This window comes from Pseudomonas gingeri (assembly GCF_013386115.1).
Lineage (GTDB): Bacteria > Pseudomonadota > Gammaproteobacteria > Pseudomonadales > Pseudomonadaceae > Aquipseudomonas > Aquipseudomonas gingeri.
In genome coordinates, this window is the sequence record NZ_JACAOR010000007.1 from 426,729 (window position 1) to 440,598 (window position 13,870).

Consider the following 13,870-nt stretch of genomic DNA (forward strand, 5'->3'; position numbering starts at 1 on the left):
CTCATCATGACTGGATCACTTCTGCTGCGCGGCATGCTCGTGGGGCTCGTAGCCGGCTTGCTGGCGTTTGGCTTTGCCAAGGTCTTTGGCGAGCCGCAGGTCGACAAGGCCATTGCCTTCGAAGAAAAAATGGACGCCATGAAGGGCGAGGCGCCTGAGCCCGAGCTGGTCAGCCGCGAAACCCAGAGCAGCATCGGCCTGCTGACCGGGGTGCTGGTCTACAGCGCGTCCATGGGTGGCCTGTTCGCCCTGGTGTTCGCCTATTCCCTGGGCCGCGTCGGTCGCATGGGGCCGCGTGGCCTGTCCGCCCTGCTGGCACTGGCCGCCTTTGTCGCGGTGATTTTCGTGCCGGAACTCAAGTACCCGGCCAACCCGCCGTCGGTGGGCGACCCGGATACCATCAAGCAGCGCACCAAGCTGTTCTTCCTGATGCTGGCGGTGTCGATCGCGGCGATGGTGATCGCGATCAACCTCGGTCGCAAACTGATCGCCCGTCACGGTGCCTGGACGGCCACCCTGGTCGGTGCCGCGCTGTATGTCATGATCGCCGCCGTGGCCCATTACGCGTTCCCGGAAATCAATGAAGTGCCGGCGGATTTCTCGGCCGTGGTGCTGTGGCAGTTCCGCGTCGCCGCCCTGGGTATCCAGCTGGTGCTGTGGACCACCCTCGGCCTGCTGTTCGGCTGGTTGACCGAACGCGCCCTCAAGCGCCAGGGCCACTACGTGCTCGGCTGATCGGACCAGGCGACTGCATTACAAAAAAGGAGCCGGCTGCCCCCGGCTCCTTCGTGCCAAACCCCTCTGTACCGGCTATTGTTGCCCCACGTCCTCTCGCATCATCCTCACCTGTTTCTGCCATCAAGGTACTGATCGATGTCATTTCACCACCTGAAAAAAGCCCTGAATACCCTTGTCCTGCTCGGCGCTTGCGTCGCGGCCGGTTCCGCGTTCGCCCATGCGCACCTGAAAAGCCAGACCCCGGCGGCGGACAGCACCGTCAGCGCCCCGAGCGAATTGCGCCTGGTGTTCAGCGAAGGGGTCGAAGCCGAATTCAGCAAAGTCGGGCTGAGCAGTGACGGCGTCCCGGTCGCAGTGAAAAGCATCGTCACCGATCCGGCCGACAAGAAAACCCTCATCGTGACCCCGGCCGCCCCGCTGAAGGCCGGCGACTACAAGGTCGAATGGCATGCGGTCTCGGTCGACACCCACAAGAGCGAAGGCAACTACGGCTTCAAGGTGGGCAACTGAATTCATGCAAAGCGCCATGGTCCTGTGCCGTTTCCTGCATTTCACCATGGTCCTGTCGCTGTTCGGGGCCTGTCTGTTCAGGCCCTTGCTGCTCGGCCCGGCACCCTGCGCGGTCCTCGACCTGCGCCTGTCGCGGGCCAAACGCTGGATGGCCGGCCTGGCCTCGCTCAGTGCGATCGCCTGGCTGCTGCTGACCACCGCCGGCATGACCGGCGATGGGGCCGACGCGTTCCACCTCGGCACCCTGCAGTTGGTGCTGGGCGGCACTTTCTTCGGCAAGGTCTGGAGCTGGCACCTGGGGTTCGGCCTGCTGCTGTTGATCGGGCTCCGGGCCAATACCTCTCCCCGGCTCAATCTTCTGCTCGCCTTCCTGCTGCTGGCGACCCTGGCTCCGGTCGGCCACGGCGCGATGCTCGACGGCCTGGGTGGCCGGCTGCTGATGTTCAACCAGTTGCTGCACCTGAGCGGTGTCGGTGCCTGGATCGGCGGACTGATGTTGCTCGCTCTGGTGCTGGGCAAACCGGCGGAACATGACATCGACCGGGTGCTGCGCCGGTTCAGCAACCTCGGCTACCTGCTGGTCGCCACGATCATCGTCACCGGGATGATCAACGTGCGCGTGCTCACCGGTGCCGTCTGGCCGACTCCGCTGTTCAGCGGCTTTGCCCTGATCCTGTTGATCAAGGTGCTGATGGTCGCGCTGATGCTGGGGCTGGCGCTGTTCAACCTGGTGATGAGCCGGCGCGGACACTTCAGCGTCCTGCGCCGCAGTGTGACGCTCGAATGGCTACTGGGGCTGGGGGCGATCCTCGCGGTATCGCTGCTGGGCACATTGCCGCCGATGCTGATGGACTGAAGCCGCTTCGGTTACTGCTCGCGACCAGCGCAAACCGTCCGGGACTTTCAGACGGCCGTTGGTAAAAAACCCGTGTCAAATAGTCATCTATATGAATTGATCAGGTATATTCCTTCCAACCGCGTAACAAGATATTACAAGAAGGGGTTTCCGTTGGATCTTTCACATGCCGCGTGGCTCGCCCACGACACCCGCCTGATCGTCTGCTGCCTGCTGGCCATCGCCACCATCATCGTGCTGATCAGCCTCACCAAGTTGCCGCCCTTCCTGTCCATCCTGATCGGCACTTTTGTCGCCGGGCTCGGCGCGTCCCTGCCGCCAGAGGAAGTGGCCAAGGCGTTCAGCAAAGGCGCTGGCAGCCTCCTGGGCGAAGCCGGGATCATCATTTCCCTGGGCGCCATGCTCGGCGCGCTGATGGCCGAATCCGGGGCCGCCGACCGCATCGCCTCGACGTTGCTGCGCCACGCCCGCGGCAAGTCGCTGCCCTGGGTGATGGCGCTGGTGGCAATGATCATCGGCCTGCCGCTGTTCTTCGAAGTCGGCCTGGTGCTGATGGTGCCGATCATCTTCGTGATCGCCCGGCAATCCGGCCAGCCGCTGCTCAAGGTGGCGATCCCGGCCCTCGCCGGCATGACCACCCTGCACGCGCTGATGCCACCTCATCCGGGGCCGCTGATCGCCGTCAGCGCCCTGCACGCCGACCTCGGCATGACCATGCTGCTGGGTTTGTGCATCGCCATTCCGGCGGTGATGCTCGCCGGCCCGGTGTATGGCATCTGGCTGTCGAAGCGCCTGGATGTGAAGGAACCAGCGGAACTCGGCGCCCTGTTCACGGCGAAGGTCGAGACCCGGCGCAAGCCGAGCTTTGCCGTCTCGCTGCTGATCATTCTGTTGCCGGTGCTGTTGATGCTCGGCAGCACCCTGGCGAAAGTCGCCATGGCGCCGCAAAGCAACCTGGCGATCACCCTGAAGTTTCTCGGTGAACCGCTGATCGCCCTGGGCCTCGCGGTGATCGCCGCGGTGATCTGCCTCGGCTGGTCGATCGGCATGGCCCGCGACCAGGTCGGCAACGTGCTGCGCAAGAGCCTCGCGCCGATTGCCGTGCTGTTGCTGACCATCGGCGCCGGCGGCGGGCTGAAGCAGACGCTGCTGGAAGCCGGGATCAGCGACACCATCAGCAAGGTCGCCACCGGCGCGAACATGTCCTACGTGCTGCTGGCCTGGCTGATCGCCGTGGCCTTGCGTCAGGCGACGGGTTCGGCCACCGTGGCGACCACCACCACCGCGGGCATCCTGGCCCCGCTGATGGCGGGCCTGGCAACCACCCAGAGCTCCCTGGTGGCGCTGGCCATCGGTGCCGGCTCGGTATTCTTCTGCCACGTCAACGATGCCGGCTTCTGGATGGTGCGCGAATACTTCGGCCTGCAACTCAAGCAGACCATCTGGGTCTGGTCGGTACTGCAGACCATCGTCTCGGTGGTCGGGCTGATCGGCACGCTGCTGTTGTGGCAGTGGTTGCAATAAACATCGGCCCAGGTTGAACCCGGTCCCTGCAGGAGCCGGCTTGCCAGCGATAGCGATGTCACATTCACCGCCGCCATCGCTGGCAAGCCAGCTCCTACAGGTTTCGCGGGGTTTTCAGGATCGCTGTTCAGTCCTGCGAATAGGCGAAGTTCTTCAACACTTCGCCGTCCATCCGGTAGCGCACCCATTCACTCTGGGGTTGCGCGCCGATGGACTCGTAGAAGCGGATCGCCGGCTCGTTCCAGTCCAGCACACTCCACTCCAGGCGTCCGCAGTCGTTGGCACAGGCGATCTTCGCCAGATGCCGCAAGAGCTTCCTCCCCGCCCCCGCTCCGCGTTGTTGTGGCGAGACATAGAGGTCTTCCAGGTACAGGCCATTGCGCCCGAGCCAGGTCGAGTAGCTGAAGAAAAACACCGCGAAACCGACCGGCTCGCCGTCCCGCAGGCAGATCAGGCCGTGGGCCGTGGCGCCTTCGCCGAACAGGCTGCGCTCGATGTCGACGACACTGGCGATCACTTCGTGACGCGCCCGTTCGTAGTCCGCCAGTTCGGTGATAAAGGCCAGGATCTGCGGCGCATCGCTGGGCCGGGCTTCGCGTATTTCGAGGGACATGGGCGCTTCCGGAATCAATGGAGACGCCCATGCTATTCGGATTGTGTTGCCGCTTGAATCATTTCAACGAAAATTCGTTCGCAACAGCAGGCAGGCCAGCAGCGTCAGGCCGAGGATCAGCCCTGCGCCCACGCCCATCCCCAGCAGATGGGCAAGCAGCGCGCGGCTGGCCTGCCCCTGCTCGTCACGCCCGTCCATGACGCCGGCTCTCGACACCGGGTTGGGCCAGGTACAGCACTTCGTAGGCCTCGCTGGCACGACTGCGGTCCGGATGACCTGACGACAGGGTGATGCGCACCAGCCGCCAGCTCGCGGTATCCAGTGCCAGGAAGACCGCGAAGGTATCTTCCTGGCGTAGAAGAGCCTGGTTGCGCTCGATCTCGCTTGCCAGCAACCGGGCGCGATCGGCTTCCGGGTCGACCGCCAGTTCTTCGCGGTACAGCGCCCGCGCCTCAAGCGCCGTGCCCAGCTGGAAATCCAGGGGCAACCAGGCCTCGATCTGCGGACGACCAAACGAATCGATCACCTTCTGGAACCGCTCATCCATCAGGAAGGCAGCGGCGGCGGCCGAATCCGACCACAGGTAGACCGACGCATACTGGTTGGCCGAGGCACCGAAGACGCCGCGCTCCCGGGCGATAAAAGCCTTGAACAGCAGGCCGCGGGCATCGTCCCAGAGCGGTCCGAGTTCAGCGGCACGGCGACGGATCAGATCCATGTCGTAGTTGGCGGGCAAGCGGTGGGAATACTGTTTGGCAAACATGATCGCGCTCCTTGGGAAAAACCGGTTGTGGAAAACCTGGAGCCAGCTTGCGCAAGGTCGATGATTACAACAAGATATCTACCGATATATGTGTGATAAGAGGTAGATATGACAGACATCAGCAGGCCTCTCGATATCGACACCGTCCAGGCCTTTGTCCTGATTGCCGACTTCGCCAGCTTCACCCGCGCCGCCCAGGCACTGGACACCTCCCAGGCGGCCATCAGCCTGAAGCTCAAGCGTCTCGAGGAGCGCCTCGGCTATCGCTTGCTCGAGCGCACGCCACGGCATGTGCGCCTGACGCCTTCCGGCGAGCAATTCATCCAGGCGGCGCGGACCCTGCTCCAGGCCCATGAACGCGCCCTCGGCGACATGAGCGCGCCGCCGAGCCGACGCTTGATCATCGGTATCAGCGATCATGTCGCCGGGCCCGACCTGCCGGTGCTCCTGAGCCGACTGGCCCATTACGATCCGTTGCTGATCATCGAGGTGCGCATCGCATCGTCCCGGGACCTGAGCGCGTCCTTCGACCGCGGCGAGCTGGACGCGGCCATCGTGCGCAGCGAGGGCGACCGCCACGACGGTGAAGTGCTGGTGGTCGAGCGCTTCGGCTGGTTCGCCGCGCCGACCTGGCAGCATGTGCCGGGTAGCGTACTGCGCCTGGCAACCATGGCCGCGCCGTGCGGCGTGCGCCACCTGGCGGTACGGGTGCTGGACGACGCCGCAATTGCCTGGACCGAAGTGTTTATCGGCGGCGGCGTCATGGCGGTGGGCGCGGCGGTCAGTGCCGGGCTCGGCGTCGCCGCGCTGGCAAGGCGGGTGGCTCCGGCCGGTGCTGTCGAAGTCGGCGAACAGCTGGGACTGCCGGCGTTGCCGGTGACCGAAATCATCCTGCATTCACGGCCCACGGACGCCCGCTCCCAGGAGACACTGCGGGCCTTGAGCGCGGCGTTCCGGGGTGTGCTGGAGCGTTGACCGCGCGGCAAGGGTTGATGTGGGTCCGGCAACTTCCCGAATCCAGGTCACTACATCAATCCGACGTATACGAGGCCCGTACAGACAGGGAAAATTCCTTCCCGGAGAAAATCGAAAACACTTGATAGCCAAATGCCTTCATGGTTTAAAGGCCGGGCCTGAAAGATGTCCGGAGCGGCGAACACGTCTTTGCCGCGGCGCACCTGAGTAGGGAATAACTCGAGTTCAAGACCAAGGAGCATTCAATGCGCTTTATCCATTTGTGGCTGCTGGCCGCCGCTGCACTGCTGGGCGGCTGTGCCGGCAACCCGATGCAGGTAGCCCCCACGCAAACCATCCCAACCGCCGAACCGACCGCCGCCCAGGTGGTGTTCATGCGCTCGTCGTTCGTCGGCAAGATCATCGATGCCTCGCTGTATGACGTCACCTGCGGCCAGACCCGGTTTATCGGAATCATGGCCAACGGCAGCAAGATCAACTACCCGACCACCCCGGGCAAGCACACCTTCATGGTGGTCTCCGAAGCCGCCGACTTCCTCGAGGCCGACCTGGCCCCGGGCAAGACCTACTACAGCGTCGTGACGCCACGCATGGGTGCCTGGAAAGCCCGCTTCTCGCTGTGGCCGGTCAGTAGCGACAGCAAGGCCGAGTTCAGCGCCGGCAGCAAGGACGTCACCGATCTGATCAAGAACACCGAACTGGTCGACAACTCGCCGAAATCGCTGTCGTGGTTCGAGAGCAACAAGGGCAGCGTGGAAGAAAAACGCGCCGATTACTGGCCGGTCTGGCAGCAGAAGAGTCCCGAGGACCTGGCCAAGCGTACATTGCACCCGCAGGATGGCATCTAGTTGATCGCCCCTGGCGACCCATTGCGGAACGCTTGAAAAAAATCGGCCGGACTCCCGTTGGGAGCCCGGCCGATTCATTGCTGCAATCGATCGCGGAAATGGCGCTAGATCAGCAGGAACAACGCCAGCAGGCCACCGAAGATCGCCCACTTTTCCAGATAATAGCGGGTGCGATTGGTCTTCTTCAGCGCCTTGCCGCGCAGGCGGATGCCGTACAGTTTGGTGAAGGCCTTGTTGATCCCGCCGGTCTTGTCGCCGTCGCCATTGGGCGCCGCGGCCGCCGCCATCACGTTGCGGCTGAACCAGCGGTTGAACGCCGCCGCCCAGCGATATTTCATTGGCCGTTCGATATCGCAGAACAGGATCACGCGGTCCTTGTCGGTGGTGTTTTCCGCGTAGTGGATAAAGGTCTCGTCGAACATCACCGGCTCGCCGTCGCGCCAGTGGTAGTTCTGGCCGTCGACGTTGATGTAGCAACCCGCGTCGTTCGGCGTTTCCAGCCCCAGGTGGTAGCGCAGCGAACCGGCATACGGATCGCGGTGACGGACCAGCTTCGAACCCGGCGGCAATTCGGCGAACATCGCCGCCTTGACCGTGCCGATGCCGTTGAGCAGCTCGGTGGTACGCGGGCAGAGCTCCAGGGCGGAGGGATGATTGTCGCCATACCACTTCAGGTAGAAGCGTTTCCAGCCGGTCTTGAAGAAGGAGTTGAAACCGACATCGTCGGGCCGCTCGGATTTCTTGATTTCACCCGCCCGCAGCAAGGCCAGGGCCTCCTCGCGGATCGCCTGCCAGTTGTCCTGCAACGGCTTGAGTTCGGGGAAGTCCGTCGTCTGCAGGTACGGTCGGCTGGGGATCTTCGAAAACAGGTAGAGGAAGCAGTTGATCGGTGCCAGGAAGCTGGAGTGGTCGCTCAGTTGGCGGCCCAGCTTGTGCCGGACTTTACCGCGCAGGTGTACATACGCGATGGACAATACGTAAACAGCAATGATGATGAGTTTCACGGGCGTCGTCACAGAAGTCGGAGAATACGCTGACTTCACCCGACCACCAGCCTTGGAGCAGAGCCTCCGGAGGCTGGGTATCGAGAAAAGTAGCCAACGTACTAGGGTAGAACAGCCGCTGCCGTGGTTTCCAGCACTTCCTACTTAAGCAGAAGACAAAAGCGCAATCTATTACAGATTTTTCTTACATCCTTACGACTTCAGCCCCGCGACCAGGACATCCACTTCGTCAGCACCCGGCGAGGTTGCCGGCCCCCAGCGGGTCACCGCCAGGGCCGCCGCCGCATTGGCGCGAAGGGCTGCCTGGGCAGCATCGAGCCCCGCCGCCAGCCCGGCGAGGAACACGCCGGAATGAGCGTCGCCGGCACCATTGGTATCCACCGCCGTCACCTTGAAGCCGGGGATATGCCGGCGCTCCCCGTGCCGGCTGATCCAGCAACCGTCCGGGCCGTCGCGCACCAGCAGCAGGGCACCGTCGGACAGACGCCGCGTCAGGCTGTCCAGAGAGCCGGCAATATCCACGGCGCCGGTAAAGCGCAGGGATTCGACACTGTTGCTGGTCCAGATATCGATACGCGGCAGCAGAGCCGCCATGGGTGCCGAGTCCGGCGCGTTGACCAGCGGCCCCGGATCGAACACCACCGCCACTTCCCTCGGCAAGGCCAGCACCCAGTCCAGCAGCGCCTGCACCTTGTCCGGGTATTGCAGGCTGTAGCCGCTGACGTAGACATAGTCGTCGGCCTGCACCGCAACCCGCGCCAGATCGGCGGCCGAGAGCCCGCCTTCGGCGCCGATATGGGAAATGAAGGTGCGCTCGGCACTGGCTTCGGTCAGGGACACGCAGAGCCCGGTGTCCTTTTCCTTGTCGCTGTCGAGGGCGATCTCGACCCCTTCCGCCACCATCGCCTGACGGGCCAGTTCGCCGAAGCGGCCGTTGCCGTGACGACCGAGGTAGACCACCGCCAGGCCGTTGCGCCGGGCGGCGGCCATCACATTGAAACCGGCACCGGCTTCGAAGCTGGCGGCATTGGCCAGGGCGTCACCACCACTGACCGGCAACTGGTCGAGGGAAATGACCAGGTCAACCATGACCTGGCCGGTATGCAGCAATCTAGCCATTGGCATTCTCTACAAAGGCCGCACGACGATCCGCCGCGCCGCCGAGCAGGCCATAGATACCGCCTGCCACGAGGAAGGTGACGATCCAGCCCAGGCCGTTGTGACCCAGCCAGGAATCGGACAGGAAACCACGGAACCAGATGTTCTCCGCCGTGGTGCCGATGGTGGTGAAACTGAAACCCAGCACGATGGCTACGGCCCAGGCACCGAACGCACGCCATTCCACACCCCCGCGATACCAGTAGGCGCTGGTCGGACTGACGTCCAGCAGGTCCTTGGCGCTGTAGACATGGCGATGCAGCAGGTCGACCACGAAGATCCCGACCCAGGCGGTGATCGGCACGGCCAGCAGCGAGATAAAGGTGATGAACGGGCCGTAGAAGCTGTCGGCGATCAGCATGAAGTAGATGGAGCCGGCGAAGATCGCCACGATATCGACGATCACCGCATGCACGCGCTTGACCCTCAGGCCGAGGGTCAGGGTGGTCAGGCCGGCCGAATACACCGAGAGGTTGTTCGACAGCAGCAGGCCGCCGAATGCGGTGATCAGGTACGGCACCGCCATCCAGGTCGGCAGCATGTCGCGGATCGCGATGATCGGGTCGGTGGCTTGTGCCAGGTCATGGTTGCCCACCGACAGCAGGCCGCCGAGGGTGATCAGCAGCACCAGCGGGATACCCGCACCGAAGGCCGCCGAAGCGACGAGACGCGCAGCCTTGACGCTCTTGTGCTGGTAGCGCGACATATCCGCCCCGGCGTTGGCCCAGCCGATGCCGGTGCCCGCCGCCATGGTACCGATACCGATGATCATCGCGCTCATCGGCGCCGGCGTGGCGTTGAACACCGCGCTCCAGTCGATGGTGGCGCAGAGGAAGCCGCCGACCAGGATATTCAGGGCGCCGAAGACGTAGGTCGCCCACTTCTGGATCACCAGCAAGGTGGCGTGGCCCAGGCCGGAAACCGACAGGGTCAGCAACACGAAGATGGCGATGAACAGCAACGTCAGCGCGGGTGCGCTCTTGGCTTCGACCGGCGAGTGGAACAGGATCGAACACAGCGACAGCAGCACAAAGGCCGCCGTGGTCGTATTGACCGTTTCCCAGCCCAGACGCGACATCAGCGAAACGATGGTCGGACCGATATTGCCACGCACCCCGAAGATCGCCCGCGACAGCGTCAGGCTCGGTGCCCGGCCGCGGCGACCGGCGATGGAGATGACCCCCACCACGGCGAAGGAGCCCGCCGCGCCGATGATGGCGACAATGATCGCCTGCCAGATCGCCAGGCCGCGAAAGGCCACCAGGGTCGCCCCCAGCGGCAAGCCGAGAATACTGATGTTGGCGGCGAACCAGACCCAGAACAGCTGCAGGGGATGGCCGTTGCACTCCGCTTCGGGAGCCGGTTCGATACCGCGGGTTTCCAGTTGCCCGGCACTTTGCCCGGCGTTTGATGAGGTCATGGTGTTCAGCTCCTGATGCCATTGTTGTGGTTGTGGGCAGTGCGGAAGGCGTAGTGAAACCCGGGCCACTCCGGCCCCCTTCTTCTGCAGTCCGTTGCGTTTTGTTTATTCAGGCGGTGCGCAGGGCGATCAGCCCTTGAACCAGTGGAACCAGTTCCAGCCCGTTGACTTCGATGATCTGTGCGATCAGCTCGGGCGGCCAGCACTCCAGGCCGTCGCAGGCGCCGAGCATGGCGCCGAGAATCCCGGCGATGGTGTCGGTGTCGCCGCCGATACCGGCGGCCAGGCAGGTCGCGTCGAAGGCGCTCAGGCGCCCCTCGGCCACGCGCTGGGCCAGGGCAAAGGCGACCACCACCGACTCCTGGCTGGCGACGGAAGTACCGACCACGTCATAGAGCAGATCGGCGAGATCGGCATCGGCACAGTCGGCGCTCAGTTGCCGGGCCCAGCGGATGCGCGGACCGATGCGACCACCGGCAACCCAGTGGCCATGCTGTTCGGCGGCGAAGGCGATCTCGGTGCCGACCTCCAGCGCCTGCGCCAGGCTCTTGCCGTTGATCCCGCTGGAGATCACCGCGGCCACGGCGGCGGCGCTGGCGATGCCCAGGTTAGTGTTGTGGGTGACCTGGCAAGCCTGCACCACGGCCTTGAGAAAACGCCCGGGCTCGGCGATATCGGCGGCAATCCCCACCGGCGTGATACGCATCGCCGCACCATTGGTGGTGCCGTAGCGTCCGGCCTCTTCAGGGCTGTGACCGGCGAGGATCATTTCGATCGCGCGCTTGGTCGACGGCCCCAGCAGGTCCTGGGAACCCTTGGCCTGCATCACCGCTTCCCAGGCGATCAGGCGCTCGGCGAGCACGGCCGGCTCGATATGGCCCTGCCCGTCGATCAGCAACTGGCCGACCAGGATCGCCTGTTCCGTGTCGTCGGTAATGGAACCGGCGGGCATGTTCGGCGCAATCGGCTGGTCCGGACCGGCGTCCACCAGGGTGCGGATGCTGCCGAAGCGCGCCTGGATCTGGCTACGACTCAATGACTGGGTCGGCATGCCGAGGGCGTCGCCCAGGGCCAGGCCATAGAATGCGCCGAGGGCGCGGTGCGTCGGGGTCATGTCGGGTTTCCAAAAGCCAGGTGCAGGCGGAAATGCAAGGGATCGAGCAGGCTTTCGACCTGTTCCATGAAACGGCCCTGTTTGTCATAGGTGGTGCGCAGGGCCTTGAGGAACACGGTGCCCACGGGACGCCCGAGCAGCTCGGCGTCCTCTGCGCCGAGGGGTTCGGCACCGATCCACTGGTCGCCACGCTCGCCGATAAAGCCGTGGGCGGCCAGGGTGATGGTCAGGGAGTTATCGATCAGGCCGGTTTCGGGCAGGCTTTCCAGGCCGCCGCTGGCCGGCATCAGGGAATGTTCGAGGGAGACCACGACGCCTTCGGTGTTGCGCCGCCGCCGGTCGAGGGCGATGAACCGGTCAGTGCCGTAGCGACTGAGCAGGTCCGGACGCTGCACGGCCTCGAAACGCAACACTTCGGTGTTGATCAGCGCACCGGTGTCGGCCAGGGCCTGGGCCCAGCCCGCGCGCTGGTCGAGCACGATGCCGTCATAGGTGACGATCGAGCCGACGCCGCTCTGGGTGGCGATGTAGTTGCGCCGCTTGAGCTCGGCCAGGGCCTCGCGCAGCGTGCCACGGCTCACCGAGAATTCTTCGGCCAACTGATGCTCGCCCGGCAGCAGAAAGCCGTCTTCGAGAAGACCGCTTTCGATGCGCCGGATCAGCTCATCGACCACCCGTTTTTTCTTGTCAAATCGAACATGTCTAATCATGTACAAATTGATAACCGAAACAGGCTTGTCGGTGCAAGGGATTTATTTTTCCAGGGGATGAATGGTGGAGCCCGATATCAGGGTTCGAGGCCGATGGGGAAAAACTCGCCGCCACTCCACACGCCGAGCCAGGACTGGCCGTCGATCTGCCGGGTCACCGCCAGCTCCACCAGTTGGTAGAACACATTGCGGTGGATCAGCGCCTCGAGATTGCTGCGTACGTGGACATAAGGCGTCGGCTCCTGGCTGACGGGATCGATCAGCACCCGGATCGGATGCTCGGCCCCAGCCGTCACCTGTTCATCGACGTAGGTGGTAAAACGCAGTTGCTGCGTCTCGCCCTGCCCTTCGACCTCCAGGGTTACCGCGACAAAAGGCGCGTCATCGACCTTGATGCCGACCTTTTCCACCGGAGTGATGAGGAAATAATCGTCGCCGTCACGACGCAGGATGGTGGAGAACAGCTTGACCATCGGCTTGCGCCCGATGGGCGTGCCCAGGTAATACCAGGTGCCGTCGCGGGCGATGCGCATGTCGATATCGCCGCAGAAGTCCGGGTTCCACAGGTGCACCGGCGGCAGGCCCTTTTCCGTGCCCTTCCCGATCAGAGAAATTTGCGCCAACAGATCATCGGCCTTGCCTGGCTCACTCATGCTCACTCCGAAATGACTTACTGATCGCTCAAGCCCAATAGACTACGCGCATATTCTGCCAGTGGCTTGGCGATCAGGTCCTGCGGCTTGTTGTCGTGGAACGTCAGTAAACCGCCACGACTCTTGATCCGGGCGGTATCGATCAGGTACTGGGTGCTGGTCTCGATCAGCATGATCTGGATAACGCCACTGTCGATCCCCAGGCGATCGACGGCTTCCTGGTCGGCCCACTCGTCGTAGTTGCCGATCCGGTCGTCAGCCTTGGCGAAGCGGGTGTACAGCAGGTAGTGGGCACCGGCGGAGCGGGCTTCGGCCATGGCCTCGTCGAGACCGACCGGGGCACGGGCGCGGCGAACCATCGGGAAGTATTCGACAAAACCGTTGAAGGCCTCTTCGGCCACCACGTTCGGCCGTGGATAGGCGCTGCCAGGCGGGGCGAATGCGCCCTGGGCAATGTAGATGAAGGAGTCCGGCTGAATGCGGAACGAGTGGATCCGGCGCGTATCGCTATGATCGAGCAATCCCGCATCGCTCATCTGATAACGAGCACCTTCTCCCAGATCGCTGACTTTCATGCAGCCGCCCAGCACCAAAAACGCCAGCAGCATAACCAGGCTACGCATCCTATCCTCCAAAGGCCGGTGACGGAAAACCGGCGAATAGCCGCGTGATGCAGCTTCCGCGCCAGATCGGCCTGGCAAGCGGGTTGAGCCTGTGGGAGCGGGGTTTGTGTGAGACAGTGGAACTGCGGGAGCACTGTGGCAACTGTGGCGAGCTCTGTGGCATCGAAGCTCTGTGGCAACTGTTAGCTCTGTGGCATCGAAGCTCTGTGGCAACTGTGAGCTCTGTGGCATCGAAGCTCTGTGGCAACTGTGGGAGCGGGCTTGCCCGCGAAGAGGCCCTTGAGGTCGCTAGAAGCTTCGCGGGCAAGCCCGCTCCCACATAGCCCACTCCCCCATAGCTCACTCCCCCATAGCTCACTCC

General features: G+C 63.7%; 16 protein-coding genes. 6 read left to right on the forward strand and 10 right to left on the reverse strand.

What is annotated here, in order from left to right:
* The first annotated feature begins 6 nt into the window (after positions 1–6).
* From HX881_RS14305 to HX881_RS14320, 4 genes are all read left to right on the forward strand, one after another.
* Complete coding sequence (locus tag HX881_RS14305) at positions 7–735, forward strand: CbtA family protein (protein WP_177085106.1); 729 nt, start codon at positions 7–9, stop codon at positions 733–735.
* Between the two features lie 138 nt (positions 736–873).
* Positions 874–1,248 (forward strand): copper homeostasis periplasmic binding protein CopC, encoded by a 375-nt coding sequence (copC, locus tag HX881_RS14310; RefSeq protein ID WP_177085108.1) that lies wholly within the window; start codon positions 874–876, stop codon positions 1,246–1,248.
* 4 nt (positions 1,249–1,252) lie between these two features.
* Complete coding sequence (gene copD / locus HX881_RS14315; RefSeq protein ID WP_177085110.1) at positions 1,253–2,104, forward strand: copper homeostasis membrane protein CopD; 852 nt, start codon at positions 1,253–1,255, stop codon at positions 2,102–2,104.
* Between the two features lie 153 nt (positions 2,105–2,257).
* Complete coding sequence (locus HX881_RS14320; protein ID WP_177085112.1) at positions 2,258–3,628, forward strand: GntT/GntP/DsdX family permease; 1,371 nt, start codon at positions 2,258–2,260, stop codon at positions 3,626–3,628.
* Positions 3,629–3,755: 127 nt separating this feature from the next.
* On the opposite strand, the gene HX881_RS14325 is transcribed toward HX881_RS14320, so the two are convergent.
* From HX881_RS14325 to HX881_RS14330, 3 genes are all read right to left on the reverse strand, one after another.
* On the reverse strand, positions 3,756–4,241 hold the full coding sequence (locus HX881_RS14325) for a GNAT family N-acetyltransferase (protein WP_017126424.1): 486 nt from the start codon (positions 4,239–4,241) through the stop codon (positions 3,756–3,758).
* Positions 4,242–4,304: 63 nt separating this feature from the next.
* Positions 4,305–4,439: a hypothetical protein gene (locus HX881_RS32995; protein ID WP_017126423.1), complete on the reverse strand. Its 135-nt coding sequence runs from the start codon at positions 4,437–4,439 to the stop codon at positions 4,305–4,307.
* Positions 4,426–5,004, reverse strand: coding sequence for a DUF4865 family protein (locus HX881_RS14330; RefSeq protein ID WP_177085114.1), 579 nt, complete (start codon positions 5,002–5,004; stop codon positions 4,426–4,428). The genes HX881_RS32995 and HX881_RS14330 overlap by 14 nt, the downstream gene beginning before the upstream one ends.
* Before the next feature lie 108 nt (positions 5,005–5,112).
* Between HX881_RS14330 and HX881_RS14335 the strand changes: the two genes are divergently transcribed.
* A complete protein-coding gene (locus HX881_RS14335; protein ID WP_017126421.1) occupies positions 5,113–5,979 on the forward strand; it encodes a LysR family transcriptional regulator in 867 nt (288 codons plus the stop codon).
* 245 nt (positions 5,980–6,224) lie between these two features.
* On the forward strand, positions 6,225–6,827 hold the full coding sequence (locus tag HX881_RS14340; RefSeq protein ID WP_177085116.1) for a hypothetical protein: 603 nt from the start codon (positions 6,225–6,227) through the stop codon (positions 6,825–6,827).
* A gap of 104 nt (positions 6,828–6,931) precedes the next feature.
* Here HX881_RS14340 and lpxO read toward each other — a convergent pair whose 3' ends face one another.
* The 7 genes from lpxO to HX881_RS14375 form a co-directional block, all read right to left on the reverse strand.
* Entirely contained in the window at positions 6,932–7,831 is a 900-nt protein-coding gene (gene lpxO / locus HX881_RS14345; protein ID WP_177085124.1) for a lipid A hydroxylase LpxO, read from the reverse strand.
* A 192-nt stretch (positions 7,832–8,023) separates the two neighbouring features.
* Positions 8,024–8,950: a PfkB family carbohydrate kinase gene (locus tag HX881_RS14350; RefSeq protein WP_177085126.1), complete on the reverse strand. Its 927-nt coding sequence runs from the start codon at positions 8,948–8,950 to the stop codon at positions 8,024–8,026.
* Positions 8,943–10,409, reverse strand: coding sequence for a purine-cytosine permease family protein (locus tag HX881_RS14355; RefSeq protein ID WP_177085128.1), 1,467 nt, complete (start codon positions 10,407–10,409; stop codon positions 8,943–8,945). The genes HX881_RS14350 and HX881_RS14355 overlap by 8 nt, the downstream gene beginning before the upstream one ends.
* A 109-nt stretch (positions 10,410–10,518) precedes the next feature.
* A complete protein-coding gene (locus HX881_RS14360; protein WP_177085131.1) occupies positions 10,519–11,523 on the reverse strand; it encodes an ADP-ribosylglycohydrolase family protein in 1,005 nt (334 codons plus the stop codon).
* On the reverse strand, positions 11,520–12,233 hold the full coding sequence (locus HX881_RS14365; protein WP_042935396.1) for a GntR family transcriptional regulator: 714 nt from the start codon (positions 12,231–12,233) through the stop codon (positions 11,520–11,522). Before HX881_RS14365 ends, HX881_RS14360 begins: the two co-directional genes overlap by 4 nt.
* Positions 12,234–12,310: 77 nt before the next feature.
* Positions 12,311–12,886, reverse strand: a complete 576-nt coding sequence (locus HX881_RS14370) for a DUF1285 domain-containing protein (protein ID WP_017126414.1) — start codon at positions 12,884–12,886, stop codon at positions 12,311–12,313.
* Between the two features lie 17 nt (positions 12,887–12,903).
* A complete protein-coding gene (locus HX881_RS14375; RefSeq protein WP_017126413.1) occupies positions 12,904–13,509 on the reverse strand; it encodes a DUF4823 domain-containing protein in 606 nt (201 codons plus the stop codon).
* Positions 13,510–13,870 lie beyond the last annotated feature (361 nt).

Bases quoted from the DNA above. Each gene is read 5' to 3' on its own strand.
- HX881_RS14305 (WP_177085106.1), top strand. From the start codon at position 7: ATGACTGGATCACTTCTGCTGCGCGGCATGCTCGTGGGGCTCGTAGCC.
- copC (WP_177085108.1), top strand. From the start codon at position 874: ATGTCATTTCACCACCTGAAAAAAGCCCTGAATACCCTTGTCCTGCTC.
- copD (WP_177085110.1), top strand. From the start codon at position 1,253: ATGCAAAGCGCCATGGTCCTGTGCCGTTTCCTGCATTTCACCATGGTC.
- HX881_RS14325 (WP_017126424.1), bottom strand. From the start codon at position 4,241: ATGTCCCTCGAAATACGCGAAGCCCGGCCCAGCGATGCGCCGCAGATC.
- HX881_RS32995 (WP_017126423.1), bottom strand. From the start codon at position 4,439: ATGGACGGGCGTGACGAGCAGGGGCAGGCCAGCCGCGCGCTGCTTGCC.
- HX881_RS14330 (WP_177085114.1), bottom strand. From the start codon at position 5,004: ATGTTTGCCAAACAGTATTCCCACCGCTTGCCCGCCAACTACGACATG.
- HX881_RS14335 (WP_017126421.1), top strand. From the start codon at position 5,113: ATGACAGACATCAGCAGGCCTCTCGATATCGACACCGTCCAGGCCTTT.
- HX881_RS14340 (WP_177085116.1), top strand. From the start codon at position 6,225: ATGCGCTTTATCCATTTGTGGCTGCTGGCCGCCGCTGCACTGCTGGGC.
- HX881_RS14350 (WP_177085126.1), bottom strand. From the start codon at position 8,950: ATGGCTAGATTGCTGCATACCGGCCAGGTCATGGTTGACCTGGTCATT.
- HX881_RS14355 (WP_177085128.1), bottom strand. From the start codon at position 10,409: ATGACCTCATCAAACGCCGGGCAAAGTGCCGGGCAACTGGAAACCCGC.
- HX881_RS14360 (WP_177085131.1), bottom strand. From the start codon at position 11,523: ATGACCCCGACGCACCGCGCCCTCGGCGCATTCTATGGCCTGGCCCTG.
- HX881_RS14365 (WP_042935396.1), bottom strand. From the start codon at position 12,233: ATGATTAGACATGTTCGATTTGACAAGAAAAAACGGGTGGTCGATGAG.
- HX881_RS14370 (WP_017126414.1), bottom strand. From the start codon at position 12,886: ATGAGTGAGCCAGGCAAGGCCGATGATCTGTTGGCGCAAATTTCTCTG.
- HX881_RS14375 (WP_017126413.1), bottom strand. From the start codon at position 13,509: ATGCGTAGCCTGGTTATGCTGCTGGCGTTTTTGGTGCTGGGCGGCTGC.